Source organism: Planotetraspora silvatica, from assembly GCF_016863315.1.
GTDB lineage: Bacteria > Actinomycetota > Actinomycetes > Streptosporangiales > Streptosporangiaceae > Planotetraspora > Planotetraspora silvatica.
Genome location: NZ_BOOQ01000012.1, coordinates 27,044 through 43,254, shown reverse-complemented (window position 1 = coordinate 43,254; position 16,211 = coordinate 27,044). Strand labels below are relative to the sequence as shown.

Annotated in this window: 18 protein-coding genes and 1 tRNA gene; 12 read left to right on the top strand and 7 right to left on the bottom strand. The window is 66.7% G+C overall.

Annotation, left to right across the window (positions count from 1 at the left end; translation table 11 throughout):
• Positions 1-724: 724 nt before the first annotated feature.
• Entirely contained in the window at positions 725-1,183 is a 459-nt protein-coding gene (locus tag Psi02_RS10690; protein WP_203973313.1) for an ArsI/CadI family heavy metal resistance metalloenzyme, read from the bottom strand.
• A gap of 44 nt (positions 1,184-1,227) precedes the next feature.
• Positions 1,228-1,407 carry a hypothetical protein gene (locus Psi02_RS10685; protein ID WP_203973346.1) on the bottom strand — a complete coding sequence of 60 codons (180 nt, stop codon included), beginning with the start codon at positions 1,405-1,407 and terminating at the stop codon, positions 1,228-1,230.
• An 84-nt stretch (positions 1,408-1,491) separates the two neighbouring features.
• On the opposite strand from Psi02_RS10685, the gene Psi02_RS10680 reads away from it, so the two are divergent.
• From Psi02_RS10680 to arsM, 4 genes are all read left to right on the top strand, one after another.
• Complete coding sequence (locus Psi02_RS10680; protein WP_203973312.1) at positions 1,492-1,881, top strand: ArsR/SmtB family transcription factor; 390 nt, start codon at positions 1,492-1,494, stop codon at positions 1,879-1,881.
• A complete protein-coding gene (locus Psi02_RS40955; protein WP_203973311.1) occupies positions 1,878-3,134 on the top strand; it encodes an aquaporin in 1,257 nt (418 codons plus the stop codon). Before Psi02_RS10680 ends, Psi02_RS40955 begins: the two co-directional genes overlap by 4 nt.
• A gap of 113 nt (positions 3,135-3,247) precedes the next feature.
• Positions 3,248-3,583 carry an ArsR/SmtB family transcription factor gene (locus Psi02_RS10670; RefSeq protein WP_203973310.1) on the top strand — a complete coding sequence of 112 codons (336 nt, stop codon included), beginning with the start codon at positions 3,248-3,250 and terminating at the stop codon, positions 3,581-3,583.
• 11 nt (positions 3,584-3,594) lie between these two features.
• On the top strand, positions 3,595-4,845 hold the full coding sequence (gene arsM, locus Psi02_RS10665; protein WP_203973309.1) for an arsenite methyltransferase: 1,251 nt from the start codon (positions 3,595-3,597) through the stop codon (positions 4,843-4,845).
• 170 nt (positions 4,846-5,015) lie between these two features.
• Here the strand turns inward: arsM and Psi02_RS10660 are convergent, their stop codons facing one another.
• Complete coding sequence (locus Psi02_RS10660) at positions 5,016-6,236, bottom strand: beta-propeller fold lactonase family protein (protein ID WP_203973308.1); 1,221 nt, start codon at positions 6,234-6,236, stop codon at positions 5,016-5,018.
• A 761-nt stretch (positions 6,237-6,997) separates the two neighbouring features.
• Between Psi02_RS10660 and Psi02_RS10655 the strand changes: the two genes are divergently transcribed.
• From Psi02_RS10655 to Psi02_RS10645, 3 genes are all read left to right on the top strand, one after another.
• Positions 6,998-7,603 (top strand): tetratricopeptide repeat protein, encoded by a 606-nt coding sequence (locus tag Psi02_RS10655; RefSeq protein WP_203973307.1) that lies wholly within the window; start codon positions 6,998-7,000, stop codon positions 7,601-7,603.
• Between the two features lie 187 nt (positions 7,604-7,790).
• The gene (locus tag Psi02_RS10650; RefSeq protein ID WP_203973306.1) at positions 7,791-8,078 is read left to right on the top strand and encodes an ArsR/SmtB family transcription factor; all 288 of its coding nucleotides are present in this window, start codon (positions 7,791-7,793) and stop codon (positions 8,076-8,078) included.
• On the top strand, positions 8,075-8,464 hold the full coding sequence (locus Psi02_RS10645) for a VOC family protein (protein ID WP_203973305.1): 390 nt from the start codon (positions 8,075-8,077) through the stop codon (positions 8,462-8,464). Before Psi02_RS10650 ends, Psi02_RS10645 begins: the two co-directional genes overlap by 4 nt.
• A 170-nt stretch (positions 8,465-8,634) precedes the next feature.
• Here Psi02_RS10645 and Psi02_RS10640 read toward each other — a convergent pair whose 3' ends face one another.
• Positions 8,635-9,366 carry an SDR family oxidoreductase gene (locus Psi02_RS10640; RefSeq protein ID WP_203973304.1) on the bottom strand — a complete coding sequence of 244 codons (732 nt, stop codon included), beginning with the start codon at positions 9,364-9,366 and terminating at the stop codon, positions 8,635-8,637.
• 94 nt (positions 9,367-9,460) lie between these two features.
• Here Psi02_RS10640 and Psi02_RS10635 point away from each other — a divergent pair, with 94 nt between their 5' ends.
• Complete coding sequence (locus Psi02_RS10635) at positions 9,461-10,300, top strand: LysR family transcriptional regulator (RefSeq protein ID WP_203973303.1); 840 nt, start codon at positions 9,461-9,463, stop codon at positions 10,298-10,300.
• A 389-nt stretch (positions 10,301-10,689) separates the two neighbouring features.
• Here Psi02_RS10635 and Psi02_RS10630 read toward each other — a convergent pair.
• Positions 10,690-10,774 (bottom strand) — tRNA-Tyr (locus tag Psi02_RS10630).
• Positions 10,775-10,912: 138 nt separating this feature from the next.
• Here Psi02_RS10630 and Psi02_RS10625 point away from each other — a divergent pair.
• Together Psi02_RS10625 and Psi02_RS10620 are read left to right on the top strand one after the other, a co-directional pair.
• The gene (locus tag Psi02_RS10625; RefSeq protein ID WP_203973302.1) at positions 10,913-11,392 is read left to right on the top strand and encodes a GNAT family N-acetyltransferase; all 480 of its coding nucleotides are present in this window, start codon (positions 10,913-10,915) and stop codon (positions 11,390-11,392) included.
• A 53-nt stretch (positions 11,393-11,445) separates the two neighbouring features.
• Positions 11,446-11,934, top strand: a complete 489-nt coding sequence (locus tag Psi02_RS10620) for a YajQ family cyclic di-GMP-binding protein (RefSeq protein WP_203973301.1) — start codon at positions 11,446-11,448, stop codon at positions 11,932-11,934.
• 247 nt (positions 11,935-12,181) lie between these two features.
• Here Psi02_RS10620 and Psi02_RS10615 read toward each other — a convergent pair whose 3' ends face one another.
• Complete coding sequence (locus Psi02_RS10615; RefSeq protein WP_203973300.1) at positions 12,182-13,387, bottom strand: CU044_5270 family protein; 1,206 nt, start codon at positions 13,385-13,387, stop codon at positions 12,182-12,184.
• Positions 13,380-13,946: an RNA polymerase sigma factor gene (locus Psi02_RS10610; protein WP_239094781.1), complete on the bottom strand. Its 567-nt coding sequence runs from the start codon at positions 13,944-13,946 to the stop codon at positions 13,380-13,382. The genes Psi02_RS10615 and Psi02_RS10610 overlap by 8 nt, the downstream gene beginning before the upstream one ends.
• Positions 13,947-14,223: 277 nt before the next feature.
• Here Psi02_RS10610 and Psi02_RS10605 point away from each other — a divergent pair, with 277 nt between their 5' ends.
• Positions 14,224-15,057, top strand: a complete 834-nt coding sequence (locus tag Psi02_RS10605; protein ID WP_203973298.1) for a helix-turn-helix transcriptional regulator — start codon at positions 14,224-14,226, stop codon at positions 15,055-15,057.
• Between the two features lie 298 nt (positions 15,058-15,355).
• The gene (locus tag Psi02_RS10600; RefSeq protein WP_203973297.1) at positions 15,356-16,210 is read left to right on the top strand and encodes a transporter substrate-binding domain-containing protein; all 855 of its coding nucleotides are present in this window, start codon (positions 15,356-15,358) and stop codon (positions 16,208-16,210) included.
• Position 16,211: the final 1 nt, after the last annotated feature.

Here is a 16,211-nt window from a genome sequence, read left to right as displayed (position 1 = left end):
TTGTGACGCCGCTCCAGAAGGGCGCGACGGGCCCGGAGGCGATGCAACCGTCTCAAGGTCCCCAAGGTCCCCGAGGCGAACGGGGCCCGCAAGGCGTTCCAGGCCCCGCAGGCGCGCGGGGTCCGCAGGGCGTTCCGGGGTGCCACAGGTGCACAGGGACCGCAAGGCGATTCAGGCCCCGCCGGCGAGCAGGGTCCGCAAGGCGATCCAGGCGCCACAGGTCCGCGAGGTCCGCAAGGCGCCACGGGCCCGCCAGGAGTCTCGGGCTACCAACTCATAACTGGGACGCAGGCATCGTGCCCTGCTGGGGGATTCTGTTCTGCTACGGCATTCTGCCCTGCAGGGAAACGAGTACTCGGCGGTGGTTACGGCACATCCGGTACAGTCACCAGCATCTCAGTCTCAGAGAACCAATCAAACTTGACAGCGGATATATGGTCGGTGCAGGCATTCAACAACGGCGGCAGCACCTTTTCTCTCGCTGCTCGGGTCCAATGCGCTTTTGTCACCTGACGCTACGGGACATTCCCTGCATCGGGGCGTCGTTGCATCCTCGATTGGCGTGATTTCGGAATTCGGTATTCACGATGACCCCACGTCAATGGTCTTGCTCACTTTCCGCTGGCCCAGCACACCGGCCCAACCCGAGACGCGGTCGAGGACAGGCAGGAGTGAGGTCCGGCGATCACCCGCGGGGAACAGGTGATCGCCGGCTGGTGCCTTGTCAGCAGCAGGAGGACGCGGCGGCCGTCGGGGCCTCGTGGGTGGCGCCTGCGGGAGTGCAGCAGACGGTGGCTGTTTCCTTGGTCAAGCTGTCGGCGTCGGCCTTGACCACGTAGACCTCCCACGGCTCACTGCCGGGACCGGTGACCCACACCTTGTCCTGGACTGCGTAACAACAGGTGGTGTCGTTCTCCTCGAACGTCGCGAGGCCGGCTTCCTTGAGTCGGTCGGTCGCGGCGGTGACCTGACTGGTGTCTTCGACTTCGACGCCGAGGTGATCCATGCGGGTCGGCTCTCCGTCCTCACCTTCCAGAAGCACGAGCTTCAGCGGGGGCTCGGTGATGGCGAAGTTGGCGTAGCCGGGCCGACGCTTGGCCGGCTCGACGCCGAACAGCTTGGAGTAGAAGGCGACGGAGCCTTCCAGGTCGGCGACACGGAGGGCGAGCTGAACACGGGACATGGCGTTCCTCCTGAAGGTGAGGCGGATCGGATGGGTGGGCCAGGTCAACGGCGGTAGCCGAGGGTGGCCGAGATGGCGAACGTGCGGGCCCGATCGAGTCGGGCGTCACTGCGGCAGGCACCGTCGCAGACTTCTCCGGTGGCCTCGTTGAAGATCACCGGACCGCGAACTCGACCGGCCTTGCCGGTGGTCCTGCGCATCAGGGCGGAAAGTCGATAGGCCATCACACTCTCCTGATTTGATAGATGTCTAAGTAGCATGCTGGGCTCAGCTTGCACTCGTACATAGATATCTGTCAAATTAGAGACATGTCGAAGCAAGAGTTGCCGATCGTGGACGTGGGTGTTCAGGTATCGGCCGAGGCGTGCTGCGCGCCCTTGGTCTGTGAACCGCTGAACGAGGCCGAGGCGACGGAGCTTGCTCCGCTGTTCAAGGCGATCGCCGACCCGGTACGGCTGCGCTTGCTGTCGCTGATCGCCTGCCATGAGGGCGGCGAGGCGTGCGTGTGTGATCTGACCGTCGCGTTCGATCTGACCGCGCCGACGATCAGCCACCATCTCAAGGTGCTCAAGCAGGCCGGGCTGATCGACTCCGAACGCCGGGGCACCTGGGTCTACTACTGGATCAACCCGAATGTCCTGGCCCGGATGTCCGCCCTGCTCAGCCCCACGTCCGCTCTGGCCGGCGCCCCGGCATGAGCACGTGCGAGGCTCCCAGCCTCATCCGGCGCGCCTTCGCCGAGTCTCTCGGCACGGGCCTGCTGGTCGCAGTCGTAGTCGGGTCCGGAATCATGGCCGCGCGCCTGTCGCCTGACGTCGGTGTGCAACTGCTCGCCAACAGCGCGGCCACGGCCGCCGCCCTGCCGGTCATCATCGTGCTGGTTGGTCCGGTCTCCGGGGCGCATCTGAACCCGGTGGTGTCCCTGGTGGACTGGTTGCTCGGCCGCCGAGACCGCGTCGGACTCACCGCACGGGATGTGGCCGCCTACCTGCCCGCGCAGACCATCGGCGGGATCGCCGGCACGATGCTCGCCAATGCGATGTTCGACCTGCCCGCCGTGAGTGTCTCAACCCATGACCGGTCATCGCTTGGTTTGTGGGTGGGAGAGGTCGTCGCGACGGCCGGCCTCGTCGCCCTCGTTGTCGCCTTGCCGCGACAAGGGCGCGCGCATCTGGCCCCGCCGGTCATCGGCGCCTACATCGGGGCCGCGTACTGGTTCACCAGCTCGACCAGCTTCGCCAACCCCGCCGTGACGATCGCCCGCGGATTCTCCGACACCTTCGCCGGGATCGCCCCCGCATCCATCCCGGCATTCATCGCCGCCCAACTCGTCGGCGCTGCGCTTGGTGCCGTCCTCGTCACCAGCCTCCATCCGACGCGACGGGCCACCGACCGTGAACCGGTCACGCAGAACCCTGCACTCCCCATCTCCTCCCACGAGCCTTCCGATGCCCCAGCCCGCATCCACACTCACCTGCCCACCCTGGCCGTGCGGCTCGCCGACGACCGGCTACGCGCCACAGGCCAAGCTCAAGGAGCACTTGTGTCCGATATCCCCGAGGTGCTGTTCGTCTGTGTGCACAACGCGGGACGCTCCCAGATGGCCGCCGCCCTGCTCGATCACCACGCCCAAGGCAAGGTCCGCGTCCGTTCCGCCGGCTCAGCCCCCGCCGACACCATCAACCCCGCTGTCATCCAGGTCATGGAGGAACTCGGCCTCGACCTGACCAAGGAGTTCCCCAAGCCGCTCACCACCGAAGCGGTCCAGGCCGCCGACGTCGTCATCACCATGGGATGCGGAGACGCCTGCCCGATCTTCCCCGGAAAGCGATACCTGGACTGGGCACTCGACGACCCCGCCGGCAAGCCGGTCGACCAGGTCCGCCCCATCCGCGACGAGATCGACAAGCGCGTCACGGAACTCCTCGCCGAACTCGTCCCCGCCCACTGACACCGACGCATCGCCACGAAGAAGGCCACCGGCCTGGCCACGGATCAGGTTGGTGAAGGCAATCAGTCGACCCCCTTCCCGAGGCCGGCTTCATCGTTTATCGTCGATGAACGATGAACGAGGGAACAGGACCGCTTGACCGGGCGACCGCAGCGACGTACGCCTCGTGGTTCAAGGCATTGGCGGACGCCACGCGCATCCAGATCGTCACCCTGCTCGCCCGCCGCCAGACACCCATGTCGGTCAAGGAGATCGTCGCGGCGGTCGACGTCGGGCAGTCGACCGTGTCCGCGCATTTGAAGGTGCTGGCCGAGGTGGGATTCGTCCTGGTCGAGCGTCGCGGCACGTCCAGCCTGTATGAGATCAACAAGGCGTGCATCGGGGCCTTCCCCACGGCCGCCGACGTGGTCATGGGCCATCCCGTTTCCCCGCCAGGCTGCGCCTGTTGACCGGAGGACACATGCCCGAAGACGCCGACAAGGTCCGAGCAACCATCATCGAACGCTACGGCCGGCTCGCCCGCGCCGCCCAAGCCCAACTCCAGATCGTCGACTGCGAACCACAGCAGTTCAACGACGGCGGATTCGGGGCCGCCGCCTACAGCGACACCGGGGAGCTCCCCGAGGGAGCCGTCCGCGCCAGCCTGGGATGCGGAAACCCCGTCGCCGTCGCCGACCTCCAACCAGGGGAAACCGTCCTCGATCTAGGCTCAGGCGGAGGCATCGACGTCCTGCTCTCGGCCCGCAGAGTCGGCCCCGCCGGTAAGGCGTACGGCTTGGATGCCACCCCGGACATGCTCACCCTGGCCAGAGCCAACGCCGCCGAAGCCGGAGCCACCAACGTCGAGTTCTTGCACGGCCACATCGAGGACATTCCTCTCCCCGACGCCGGCATCGACGTGATCATCTCCAACTGCGTGATCAACCTGTCCGCCGACAAACCCCGTGTCCTGGCTGAAGCATTCCGCGTACTCAAGCCCGGCGGCAGACTCGGCATCAGTGACGTCATCGCGGACGACGGACTCGACCCCGCACAGCGCGCAGAAGCCGAACACCTCGTCGGCTGCTCGGTCGGCACCCTGGCCGAAGCGGAATACCGCGCTCTGCTGGCAGCCGCCGGGTTCACCACCTACACGATCACACGCACCCAGCCGGCAGCCGACGGTCTCCACTCAGCGATCATCCGGGCTAGCAAGCCGACGGCACCGCCCGGGATCATCATCCGTCCCATGAGCGCCGACGACGCCGGACAGGTGCTCGACATCTACCAAGCCGGACTCGACAGCGGCAACGCCAGCTTCGAGACCACCGCGCCGAGCTGGCAGGCGTTCGATCGGGCGAAGCTGCCCGAACACCGCCATGTCGCCGCCGACAGTTCGACTGGACAGGTAGTGGGCTGGATCGCCGCAAGCGCCGTATCCGACCGATGCGTCTACGCCGGAGTGGTCGAGCACTCTGTCTACGTTCACCCTGATCACGGGGGCCGCGGAATCGCCACCGCGCTGCTGAAGGCCCTTGTTCAGTCCACCGAGACCGTAGGCATCTGGACCATCCAATCCGGCATCTTCCCCGAGAACGCCGTGAGTCTCCGCCTCCACGAAAGGGCCGGATTCCGCACCGTCGGCACCCGCCAGCGCATCGGCCGCCATCACGACCGCTGGCGCGACGTCGTCTTCATCGAACGCCGCAGCACCATCGCGGGGGCCAAGTAACACGGTCGCACGTTCACCTGACCATCCCCTCCGTCCCCGGCCGAGACCGGAAGAGCCGGGTTCGATCGGGATCGGCTACCGGTCGTCCACACACAGCAGATGCGAAAGAGGACGCCCCCTTCCCGCAAAGAGGTCAGGGGGCGCTTGGTGATGGTTTGTCCCTGACGGCGTCAGCCGTGTTGCCCGGCGCCCATCACATGCTTGGTGAGGGCAGGGTTGTTGAGGTGGCGTTGCTTCAACTGCTGCACGAAGGAGTCGACGCCGGCCAGTTTCTTGCTGACCTTGTCCCCGCTGCCCCCGGTGGCGACGATGCCGGTGAAGTTCGTGTGCTTGCTTCTGACGATGCCGCCGGAGGTTGAGCTGTGAGTCTTGGTCGCCTTCACAGGAACGGGGTGGCGCCCGAACGCCACTCCTTCGGGACCGGCCCCAGCGGGGAAGTTGATGGTCGCGTCGATGGCGTTGGTGGCGACATTGATCACCGACACCGAGTCGCTGTCATGATTGGCCACGTAGACCTGGGTGCCGCCGATGTTGATCCACATTCCCCTGGGACCGATCCCGACGGGGATGGTGGCGACGACCATGTCGTCGGCGACTCTGATCTTCGAGACGGTGTTGCTGCCGTTGTTGGAGACGTAGGTGAAGGCGCTGTCCGGCGTGATCCCCAGCCAGGTCGGACCGGTTCCGACGGAGATGTTGGCGACGACGGTGTCGGTCGCGGTGCTGATCTTCGACACGGTGGCGTTGCCGTTGTCGGCGATGTAGACGAAGGCACCGTTCGGCGTGATCTTCACCCCCCGAGGAGCGCTCCCGGCGGGGAGGGGGATGGTGGCGACGACGGTGTTGGTGGCGACGCTGATCTTCGAGACGGTGCTGGTGCCGCTGTTGGAGACGTAGGCGAAGGCACCGTTCGGCGTGACCGCCACTGACTCGGAAGCGGACCCCGGGGGGAGGGGGATGGTGGCGACGACGGTGTTGGTGGCGACGCTGATCTTCGAGACGGTGTTGTTGCCCTTGTTGGTGGAGTAGATGAAGGCGCTGTCGGGCGTGATCCCCACCCCGTTGGGAGCGGCTCCCGCTGGGAGGTGGATGACGGCGACGATTCTGTTGGTCACGGTGTTGATCTTCGTGACGTTGTCGATGCCGGCGTTGGCCACGTAGTAGAAGGCGCCGTTCGGCGTGACCTCCGACCCGATCGTATTGGCCCCGGCAGGCAGGGGGATGGTGGCGACGATGGTGTTGGTCGTGGTGTTGAGCCGCGACACGGTGCTGTTGCCGTTGTTGTTGACGTAGGCGAATTCTCCCGGCACGGGCCTCGGCCCAGCCAGAGCGGGACCGGCCACTGCCGCCAGCGGCGCCAGCCCCATCGCGATGGCGGCCGCGGCCACCACTGGCCGGATTCGGAATCCCCGCCCGCGCTCATGGCGCCCGCCGGGCAGCTCTGGACAACGATTCTGCGCCATATTTCTCTTCCACCGCGCAAGCATGCGGATCTCCCAAGTCGATCGACGATGACAGGCCCGGTTGTATGCCTGCACGCATTGCGCATTGGGAGGAGACGCGCCGACTTGTGTCCTTGTGGCCGGTAACTGGTCAATGCATCGATGTGACGATAGTTGGGTCAGCCTGGGCCGAGACGGAGTTGACCACGGCTAGGGAACATCGACTCCAGACACCGGTCGAGGTGGTATCCGTACTGGTCGCTGGCTACGCCGAGAGAGTGCGAACGCTCCCCCAGGCTCCGCATCCATGAGAAGGCCCGCATGTCGGCACCCGCCCACGGGTCGCCGGTAGATAGAGCGAGCGGCCGTGCAGCGACTCGCACTCCCGTCCCCGCGGGCCCCCTCTGCCCACGAGCGGTGCGGGTCCGAGTCGTCTCGTGACGTACGCCCCACAGGAGACCGGTGAGCTTGCGCGCAACCTGGACTCCAGGACATCCGTTCATGTGTTTGTCCATCGGTCTTCGGCCACTCCCGGTTTGTGTTGACCCGCAGAGGGAGTGACTGAAGGATGGGACAGGGCCCTTAGCCGAAGGGGTGGACAAGGGATGCGGTGGTGGCCGGGACGTTGGCGACGACGGGCCGCCACATCTGATTCTTTCTCTGACTCCTTGCTGGCGGCGGCGCGGGAACGGGGTGTCCCCGCTGAGCGGGTGAGCAGTTCCGACGTCGAGGTCCTCGCGATCGCAGTGGCGAGGAACACCTACGAGAAAGGCGACATCGCCGCGGCGGAGGAAATGCTGCGCGTGATCGCGGTCGAGGGCAGGTCATCGGCCGCCGGGATGGCAGCCTTCGATCTGGGCTTGGTGTTGGAATCCCGCGGTGATGCGCGCGGTGCCCAGCACGCGTACCGGATGGCCATGGATTTTCCCAATTCCGATGCGGCGGCGATGGCCGCGTTGAACCTGGGGATCATCCTGTTTCACGAAGGCGACACCGAGCAGGCCCGAGCCCTCCTGACCATCGCCATGGAGTCGGGACACCCGGAGGCCTCGCCGAAAGGGGCTTTCAATCTGGGTGGCCTGCTCTCCAGAGAGGGCCATACCGAAGAGGCGATGCGCGCGTTGCAGCGCGCGGTGGATTCAGGTCATCCCGACGAGTCGCCGGGAGCCCTGACCCAGCTTGGTGCCCTCTGGTTCGCCACGGGCCGGGTCGCGGACGCCGAAGCCGCATTCGAGCGGGTCATCGCGACACGACACCCGGAGTTCGCGGCCATGGCACACGCATGCCTGATCGACTTGCGTCGCCGACGGCGCTGATCGAAACCGTACGCACCAACCACGCGGAGTCTGCTGGGCTCCGCCTGGGTCGATGGGTGGAGGGATGCGCGGCTCTACCTCAGCCGCCTACGGACCCTCCCCTGTCTTGGCGATCATCCCGGAGCCGGAGTGCCCCCGCCGGAGGATGGATTGACAGGCAAGTGACGGCTTGCCTATCCTCGCCCGCATGGGCGATGTCTTCAAGGCCCTCGCCGACCCCACCCGGCGAACCATCCTCGACGAGCTGACCGAGCGCGACGGCCAGACCCTCTTCGAGATCTGTGTCCGCCTGACGAGTCGACATCAGCTGAGCCTGACCCGGCAGGCCGTATCCCAGCATCTGGCGGTGCTGGAGGAGGCCGGGCTGATCACGACGCGCAAGCAGGGGCGGTACAAGTTCCACCACCTCGACACCACTCCCCTGGCCGCCATCTTCGAGCGGTGGCCGGTCACCAGGAAAGGACAGGCACCGTGAAGATCTACGTCACCAGCGTGTTCGTTGACGACCAGCAAAAGGCCCTCGACTTCTACACCGAGGTGCTCGGCTTCACCAAGAAGCACGACATCCCGCTGGGTGAGGCCCGGTGGCTGACGGTCGTCTCACCGGAGGACCCCGGGGGCACGGAGTTGCTGCTGGAGCCGGACGGGCACCCCGCGGTCAAGCCGTACAAGGAGGCGCTGGTTGCCGACGGCATTCCGGCCGCCTCGTTCCAGGTCGCGGACGTGCAGACGGAGTACGAGCGGCTGCGCGGGCTGGGGGTGACGTTCACACAGGAGCCGATGGAGGCAGGGCCGGTGACCATGGCGGTCTTCGACGACACCTGCGGGAACCTGATCCAGATCGTGACCCTGGCCTCGTAGTACTTTGTCATGATCGGGCGAGGTTGGCGGAGAGTTGCGCACGGTCGGCGGGTGCGTAGTCCACGGATCGGCGGGTGCGTAGCCCGGACATGCAGCAAGAGGTCCCTGACCACGTTTCCGCTGGTCAGGGGCCTCTTCGCCCTGGCCTCTCCGGGGTCGCGCCAGGCGTGTCACCAGGGGATTGCGCCGGCGTCTTCGAAGTAGCCGCCGGTGGGGCCGTTGTCGGGGAGGGTCGCAAGGTGGATTCCGATTGCGGCGCCTTGTTCTGGGGTGCGGTGGCCGCGGAAGGCGTTGAGGTCGGTTGCGACGAAGCCGGGGCAGGCGGCGTTGATCAAGATGTTGGTGTCGCGTAGTTCCTTGGCGTACTGGATGGTGAGGGCGTTGAGGAAGGTCTTGGAGGGGGCGTAGGCGGCTGACAGGGGGCCTGTGGAGCCCTGGTCGGTAGAGGAGGTCTGGCGGGTCAGGGAGCCGACGCTGCTGGACATGTTCACGATGCGGGGTGACGGCGAGCGGCGGAGCAGCGGCAGCATCGTGTTGGTGACGCGGATGACGCCGATCACGTTGGTCTCCACGGCTGTTAGTACCGTCGCGATGTCGACGTTGGTGGGTTCTTGGGGCATGCCGCCGGTGACGGCTGCGTTGTTGACGAGTACGTCGAGGCGTTCGAAGCGCTCCTCCAGCATTGCTGCCGCGGCGGCCACACTTGCGTCGTCCGTCACGTCCAGCGGGACGCCGAAGACGTCGGCGCCGCCCGCGCTCAGCTTCTCCACGGCGGTTTGTCGGCGCGCCGCGTCGCGCGCGCCGACGCCGACGATCCAGCCGAGACGGCCCAAGCCTGCAGCGATCTCAAACCCGATCCCCTTGTTCGCGCCGGTGACAAGCGCGATCTTCTGTCCGGTCATGTTCCGATCCTGCTTCGCGTCCCGGCGAGGGTTCCAACACCGTTTGGATGGGGATCGATACCTCACAGGTATCGATCCCGGATAGCCTGGTGGCATGGAGTCGAGGGAATTGCGGTACTTCGTCGCCGTCGCCGAGGAACTGCACTTCGGGCGCGCCGCCGAACGGCTGGGGATCGCCCAGCCGCCGCTGTCGCGGGCGATCCAGCAGCTCGAGCGACGTCTCGGAGTGGACTTGCTGGAACGGACGAGCCGCGCCGTCACGCTGACCGAGGCAGGATCCGTCCTGCTCCGCGAGGGCCGGGCGGCCCTGGACGCGGTCGAGGCGGCCGACCGCCGCACCCGCCGCGCCGCGAAACCCCACCCAGGCCTGGTCCTGGTCACCAAGGCCGGATCGGCCGGCGAACTGCTGGCCAGGCTGCTCGACGCCTACGCCGCCGACCCTTCCGCGGTTACCGTCGACGTGCAGCTCTGCGGCGTCGGCGAGCAGGAACGCATGCTCCGTGACGGACGTGCCGACGTCGCGCTGCTGCACCTCCCGTTCGACTCGACGCTCGGCTTCGACACCGAGGAGCTGCACACCGAGAACCAACTCGCGATCCTGCCCCGCGGCCACGAGCTCCTCAGCCGGCCTCATGTGAAGATGGCCGACGTCACCGACCTGCCCGGCCTGCCGCTACCCCGCTGGCCCGACCGCGTCGGCGTCTACACCGACGGCCCCGGCCCGAAGGTCCGCGACACCGCGCAGCTGTACCAACTGATCGCCCTCGGCCGGGCCGCGGCGGTCCTTCCGGAGTCCTGCCGGACCCACCTGCGCAGCGACCTGGCCGCCGTCCCCGTCCTCGACGCTCCGAAGGTGACCACGGTGATCGCCTGGCCTCCCCACAGCCGCTCCCAGGCCCTCGCCGCCCTCGTCCGCACCGCCACCCTCCTCTAACCGAAGCTGAGAGCTCCACTGAGGCCGGGGGGCCGTAGGAGGACCGTGATCCCGCCGAGCGGGGCGCGCCATGGACGTATGGTTGCGATCGCCCCTCGGACACCAACCTCGGTCCCGAATCTCTGCGGTTCACAGGCTCGGGACTTTTTCATTTCCAGGGTCGGCGGTGCCCCGGAAAGTTCCTGATGGCCGCGAACATCTCGGCACGATCCTCCGAGCACGCTCCCATCAAGGCCGGGACACGAGCCGCCGCACCCTCGATCCCCCCACCAAGATCATTGTGCGGATATTGCGCGATTGGCGACAAACGGCGGCCTAGAGTGGCCTGCGGCTGCATGTCCCTGAAAAGCAAAAGAGACCCCGTAGGGTCTCTGAGCTGGGAAAATCCCTGGTGGCAGGTGCAAGGTTCGAACTTGCGTAGGCTGAGCCGACGGTTTTACAGACCGCTCCCTTTGGCCACTCGGGCAACCTGCCGTGTCAGCTGCTCATCGCAGCGACAGCAAGAAGAATAGCGGACTTCCAGGGTGCACGTGACGCCCGTTTTCTCAGGGAAGGACTCCGGCGAACTGGAGATTTCGCCGCCCGGCCGCCGACGCGCGCCATAGTAGAAGCATGATCAGATGGGCCGAGACCGGTGACCTCGAAACGCTGGTGACGGTGGAGTTCGCGGCCGACGGGATGTTCGCGCCTATGGGCATCTTCTTCCCTCCCGGGACCACGATGATCGAGGAATGCGACGACCCGGAGAGCGTGATCGTCGCGGGCCGGCCGCCGTTGGGGTTCGCCATGCTCGGGACAGTCGACGGGCTGGCTCACCTCGAACAGCTCGCCGTACACCCTGATCATGGCAGACGCGGCATCGGCACGGACCTACTCACCGCCGCCTGCGACGCGGCGGTGGCGGCCGGTGCGGCGGCGATGACATTGACGACGTTCCGCGATGTCCCGTGGAACGCCCCTTGGTACGCCGTCCGCGGCTTCGCCGTACTGCCTCCCGAAGCGTGGGGTCCCGAGCTGACCGCACTCGTACGGCAGGAGCACGCGCTGGGCATCGACGTGGAACCCCGTGTTGTCATGCGCAAAGCCCTCTGATCACGCCTGGGCCACTAATCTCAGAAGGCAACGAGGAGAGGACACGGACACCGATGGCCGACAGTAGTTTCGACGTGGTCAGCAAGATCGACCGGCAGGAGGTCGACAACGCCCTGAATCAGACGGCCAAGGAGGTCGGACACCGATTCGACTTCAAGGGCACCGGGGCGGAGATCTCCTGGTCAGGCGAGAGCATCGAGATCAAGGCGAACAGCGAGGAGCGCGCGAACGCCGTCCTCGACGTGTTCAAGGAGAAGATCGTCAAGCGAGGCCTTTCGCTGAAGGTCCTCGACGCGGACGACCCGAGGCTGTCCGGCAAGGAATACCGGCTGGCGGTCGCCCTCAAGGAGGGCATCGACCAGGAGAACGCGAAGAAGATCTCGAAGCTGATCCGCGACGAGGGCCCCAAGGGCATCAAGGCGCAGATCCAGGGCGACGAGCTCCGGGTCAGCAGCAAGAAGAAGGACGATCTCCAAGAGGTCATCTCCCTGCTCAAGGGCAAGGACCTCGACATCGCCCTGCAGTTCACGAACTACCGCTAGAAGAGACCTGGCGTTTCATCGACGGGCGGTCTCAGGGCACACAGCCCCGGAGCACCGTCGACGACGCGGTGCATGAGGCTCAGGCCACTCCCATACGCCGCCATCCGGCGTGATCGTGGGAGTGGCATGGCCTTCGGCATCGCGGCGGTCTACGAGCGCCGCGTCGGCACGGCAGCCGCGCCACCACGCCGACCATCCGCTGAAAACACCGGCCAGGAGAGCCCGGGCTGACCTGGGTCCTATCGCGTCAGTTCGGTGTCGCGTCGGTCCATTCCGCGACCGCGTACACCTCGTACTGGGACACCTCTCCGGGCTTGTGGAACCGGTCGGGCTGGGTGTCGACCGTCAGGCGGCGGGGCTTGCCGTCGTCTCCCGGGGGGAGTTTCCGGGAGCCGTGCGGCGGCGTCGCCACGAGATCCCGTACGGCCAGCAGCGTCCCGCTGCCCGGATCGATGATCCACTGTCGCCGGTAGGTGCCGAGTTGCTTGGGCGCTGTGTAGATGCCGAGAGGGACCGTCGTCTCCACCGGCAGGGAGATCACCGTTCCCGGGCGGCCCAGGGGGTCGGTCGCCTCGCCCTCCGCTTTGACGCCGGGGAGGGTGGCGAGCATCCGGAACGCCGCCGCCCGCACCGCCGGAGGGGCGGGCGCGACGCCCAGCAGGGTGCCGGCGACATCGCTCAGCGCCCGGACCCGCTTCTCGCCCTTCAGGGCCCGAATCGGCCGCTCGCCGGGCTTCGCGCTGACCGCCTCCCAGTTGCCCTTGATGTCCAACAGGGCGTTCTTCAACTGCTCAGGCTGGGTGGGCAGCGCGGCCAGCTGCTTCACCGTCATGCCGAGGAATTGCCGATCACCGATGTTGCGGCAGGGTCCCCCTGTTCTCGTGGGTTTCAGGAACAGAACGCCCATCCCCCCTTCTGGGACGGGGAACTCCACCGTCGTAGGAGCCCCCGCCTTCTCCCACTTCTGTTTGTCGAGGGCGGTCCACGGGCGGGCGTTCAAGTCTTGATTGACGACACACTGTTTGCCGCTCTGGTCGGTCCACTCGTCGTACTGCCACCTCGACTCGAGCTTGTAGTGGTCCGCCGCGCTCTTGCCGATCGCGTAGATCTCCCCGGTGATGCGCGTGGTGTGCCAGTACTCGCGGGTCGGCCCCTTCTGCACGTTCGTGGCGGCCACCAGCAGCGCGTTGCCCGGCTCGTGAGCACCGCCCTTCTCGCCCAGACGGACCGGCGGGACCCCGTCCGGTGCCGGAGAGGACGTCACAGAGATGACGACGACGGCCCCGGCGACCAGAGCGGCCGTCGAGATCACGCTCACGATCGGAACCTTGAAGCTACGGCGGCGGCGTGGTGGAGTGCCGGACCGCCAGTTGGTACGCAGGGCGAGCCGGTCCGGGCTCTCCTCACGGGCAAGTGCCGTCCGCATCTGCCGCAGCGCGTCGAGTTCATCCATCGTTCTTCTCCTCGGGGAGGGCCTTGCGGAGCTTTGTCCGAGCCCGGTGGATCTTGGCCTTGACGGTGCCGAGGGGCAGGTCCAAAGTCGCTGCGATCTCGGCGTACGACAGCTCGCCCCAGGCGAGCAACAGAACGGCGCTGCGGTCCTGCGCGCTCAGTGAGGCGAGGGCCTTGGCCAGCTGAGGGCTGCGCGCCGCCGCGTCCGCGCGATCGCCGGCCAGGTCGGCGATACCGTCCTCGGCGGGGTCCACGCCTGTCCGGGCGAACGCCCTGTACATGCGGGTCTCCTGCCGATGGTGCCTGGCGATCAAATGGCCGGCGATGCCCCACAGCCACGCGGCGAACTCCGCTCGCCCGTCGAATCTCCCCCGCTGCCGGAACGCGGTGGCGAACGTCTCCGCCACGACGTCATCGGCGAGAGTGCTCCCGAGGCGCCGCTTGATGTAGGCGTGGAGTCGTGGCGCGTGGCGGCGGAACAATTCACCGAACGCCTCCGGGTCCTCCAGAGAAGCGGCGACGATTCCCGAATCGTCGAGCTTCTCCGCAGGTTGACTCACCACTCTCGCCGTAGCCATCGGCCGGTGTGTCCCTTCATGGGTGCCTCCTCCGTGTCCAAGGTGCTGACAACGTCCTCTATCCCGAAGACCGCTCGCCGGTTGCACCCGGCGTACGACGGCTGGACTCGACGCTCGACGGCGCCGCGTGGAGGCCGCGCCGTGAACGCCCGGCGGGTCAGCGGGGTCGCGCCGATCCGCCGGTGGGCCGGGCGGAAGGCGCCATACCGGGGAGTGACACACCTACCCTGCCGCAGGCATCGCGTCGTAACGTGACGGAATGGAAGGCAGGAGCGCGCTCGGGGACTTCCTTCGCGCTCGGCGCCAGGCCACGACCGTCGACCAGGTCGGGCTGCCGAGTATCGGCCGCCGCCGCACCCCCGGGCTCCGTCGCGACGAGGTCGCGATGCTGGCGGATGTCAGCGCCGACTATTACGTGCGGCTGGAACAGGGACGGGAACGCAATCCCTCGGCTCAGGTGCTGGAAGCCCTGGCACGGGTCTTCCAGCTCGACGCCGAGGCGACCGAACATCTTTACGATCTCGCGCGCCCCCGGGCCAGGCGCCCGCATGCTCCAGGAGCCGAGCAGGTGTGCCCGAAGGCTTTGCGGTTCATCCTCGGCTGCGATCACGCCGTGATGTTGGTGATGAACATCCGGCTGGACATTCTCGCCAAGAACCCGCTGGCCACAGCTCTTTACGCGGGGTTGGACCACTGCGACAACCTGATACGGCTGACCTTCCTCAATCCCCTGGCACGGGACTTCTACATGGACTGGCCCGAGCAGGCCCGAGATTTGGCGGCCCACCTCCGAGCCACAGTGGGGACGGATGTCGACGACCCGTCCGTACGGGAACTGGTCGAGGAGCTGTCACGCGGCAGCGAAGACTTCCGGCGCCTGTGGAACCGCCACGACATCCGATCCAGAACGCACAGGTCGATCCGCTATCGGCACGGCGAAGTCGGCGAGATGACCCTCCACTTTGAGGTGTTCCACATCGGCAGCGCCCCCGGCCAGCAGCTCGTCGTCGGCCAGGCGGAGCCGTACGGGGGATCGCGAAACGCCTTCGCCAAGCTGGCCTCCCTGGCGGCCGAGAAGACTGTCCGGAACTGATCGGTCACGATACGTGGACCGATAGACTCGCCGGTCGGCGGCGGCTACGAGACACAGGGGCGAGGGGGACGGCCGGGCAACGCACGTCTCTACTGCCCCTCAACAGGGGCTTCGGTGTTTCCAGCAAGAGGACCCGCCCGTGTAACGCCACAGTCTCTAAACAACTGTCGTTTTTGTTGGGTCTGTTGTTATATATGGGGATTCGACCCTAAAGTTCAGCCCGAAGACGGCCTGTTGCAATCAGCCCCTAAACTGCGCATGCAGGAAGTTCGGTTTGTACCACAATGAGGAGGCCTGCGTGGCTCTCTGGTCCACCATCCCGCGAGCGGCCGCGATCGGCACGACTGCGCTGGCGATCACGCTCGCCGCCGCGGCCTGCGGCGGAGACTCCGGCGGGGATTCCACCGCCGCCCCGGCTGCGGGGGGAGTCAAGCTCGTCAACGCAGGAAAGATCACGACCTGCACGAACATCCCCTACGAGCCGTTCGAGTTCAACCAGGGCAGTGACGTCGTCGGGTTCGACGTGGACATCGTCAACCTGGCGGCCAAGAAGCTCGGGGTGACGCAGGACATCGTCGACATCGACTTCGCCGCCATCAAGAGCGGCGCGGCCATGAACTCCGGCAAGTGCGACGTCGCCGCCGCCGGCATGACGATCACCGACGAGCGCAAGCAGAACATCCTGTTCTCCGTGCCGTACTTCGACGCGACCCAGTCGCTCATGGCGAAGAAGGACAGCGGGATCACCTCCCTCGCCGACGTCAAGGCCAAGAACCTCAAGCTGGGCGCCCAGGCGTCCACGACGGGTCTCGACTACGTCAAGAAGCAGGGCTTCAACCCGGTCGAGTACGCCGACTCGCCCAAGGAGCTCCTCGCCCTGCAGACCGGTCAGGCCGACGTGATCGTCCAGGACCTCCCCGTCGTGCAGACGTGGCTGAAGAAGCCGGAGATCGGCGCCAAGTTCGCACAGGTGGCTAGCCTCGACACCGGTGAGCAGTACGGCATCGGCATGAAGAAGGGCAACACCGCCCTGGCCACGGTCATCAACGACGCCATCACGGCGGCCAAGGCCGACGGCACCTACGACGCGATCTACAAGAAGTGGTTCGGCACCGAGCCCGGCGCCACCCCGTCCGCGACCCCGACTTCGTGAC

Excerpts from the sequence above, each read along its gene's own strand:
- Psi02_RS10690 (WP_203973313.1), bottom strand. The coding sequence starts at position 1,183 with ATGTCCCGTGTTCAGCTCGCCCTCCGTGTCGCCGACCTGGAAGGCTCC.
- Psi02_RS10685 (WP_203973346.1), bottom strand. The coding sequence starts at position 1,407 with ATGGCCTATCGACTTTCCGCCCTGATGCGCAGGACCACCGGCAAGGCC.
- Psi02_RS10680 (WP_203973312.1), top strand. The coding sequence starts at position 1,492 with ATGTCGAAGCAAGAGTTGCCGATCGTGGACGTGGGTGTTCAGGTATCG.
- Psi02_RS40955 (WP_203973311.1), top strand. The coding sequence starts at position 1,878 with ATGAGCACGTGCGAGGCTCCCAGCCTCATCCGGCGCGCCTTCGCCGAG.
- Psi02_RS10670 (WP_203973310.1), top strand. The coding sequence starts at position 3,248 with ATGAACGAGGGAACAGGACCGCTTGACCGGGCGACCGCAGCGACGTAC.
- arsM (WP_203973309.1), top strand. The coding sequence starts at position 3,595 with ATGCCCGAAGACGCCGACAAGGTCCGAGCAACCATCATCGAACGCTAC.
- Psi02_RS10650 (WP_203973306.1), top strand. The coding sequence starts at position 7,791 with ATGGGCGATGTCTTCAAGGCCCTCGCCGACCCCACCCGGCGAACCATC.
- Psi02_RS10640 (WP_203973304.1), bottom strand. The coding sequence starts at position 9,366 with ATGACCGGACAGAAGATCGCGCTTGTCACCGGCGCGAACAAGGGGATC.
- Psi02_RS10635 (WP_203973303.1), top strand. The coding sequence starts at position 9,461 with ATGGAGTCGAGGGAATTGCGGTACTTCGTCGCCGTCGCCGAGGAACTG.
- Psi02_RS10625 (WP_203973302.1), top strand. The coding sequence starts at position 10,913 with ATGATCAGATGGGCCGAGACCGGTGACCTCGAAACGCTGGTGACGGTG.
- Psi02_RS10620 (WP_203973301.1), top strand. The coding sequence starts at position 11,446 with ATGGCCGACAGTAGTTTCGACGTGGTCAGCAAGATCGACCGGCAGGAG.
- Psi02_RS10615 (WP_203973300.1), bottom strand. The coding sequence starts at position 13,387 with ATGGATGAACTCGACGCGCTGCGGCAGATGCGGACGGCACTTGCCCGT.
- Psi02_RS10605 (WP_203973298.1), top strand. The coding sequence starts at position 14,224 with ATGGAAGGCAGGAGCGCGCTCGGGGACTTCCTTCGCGCTCGGCGCCAG.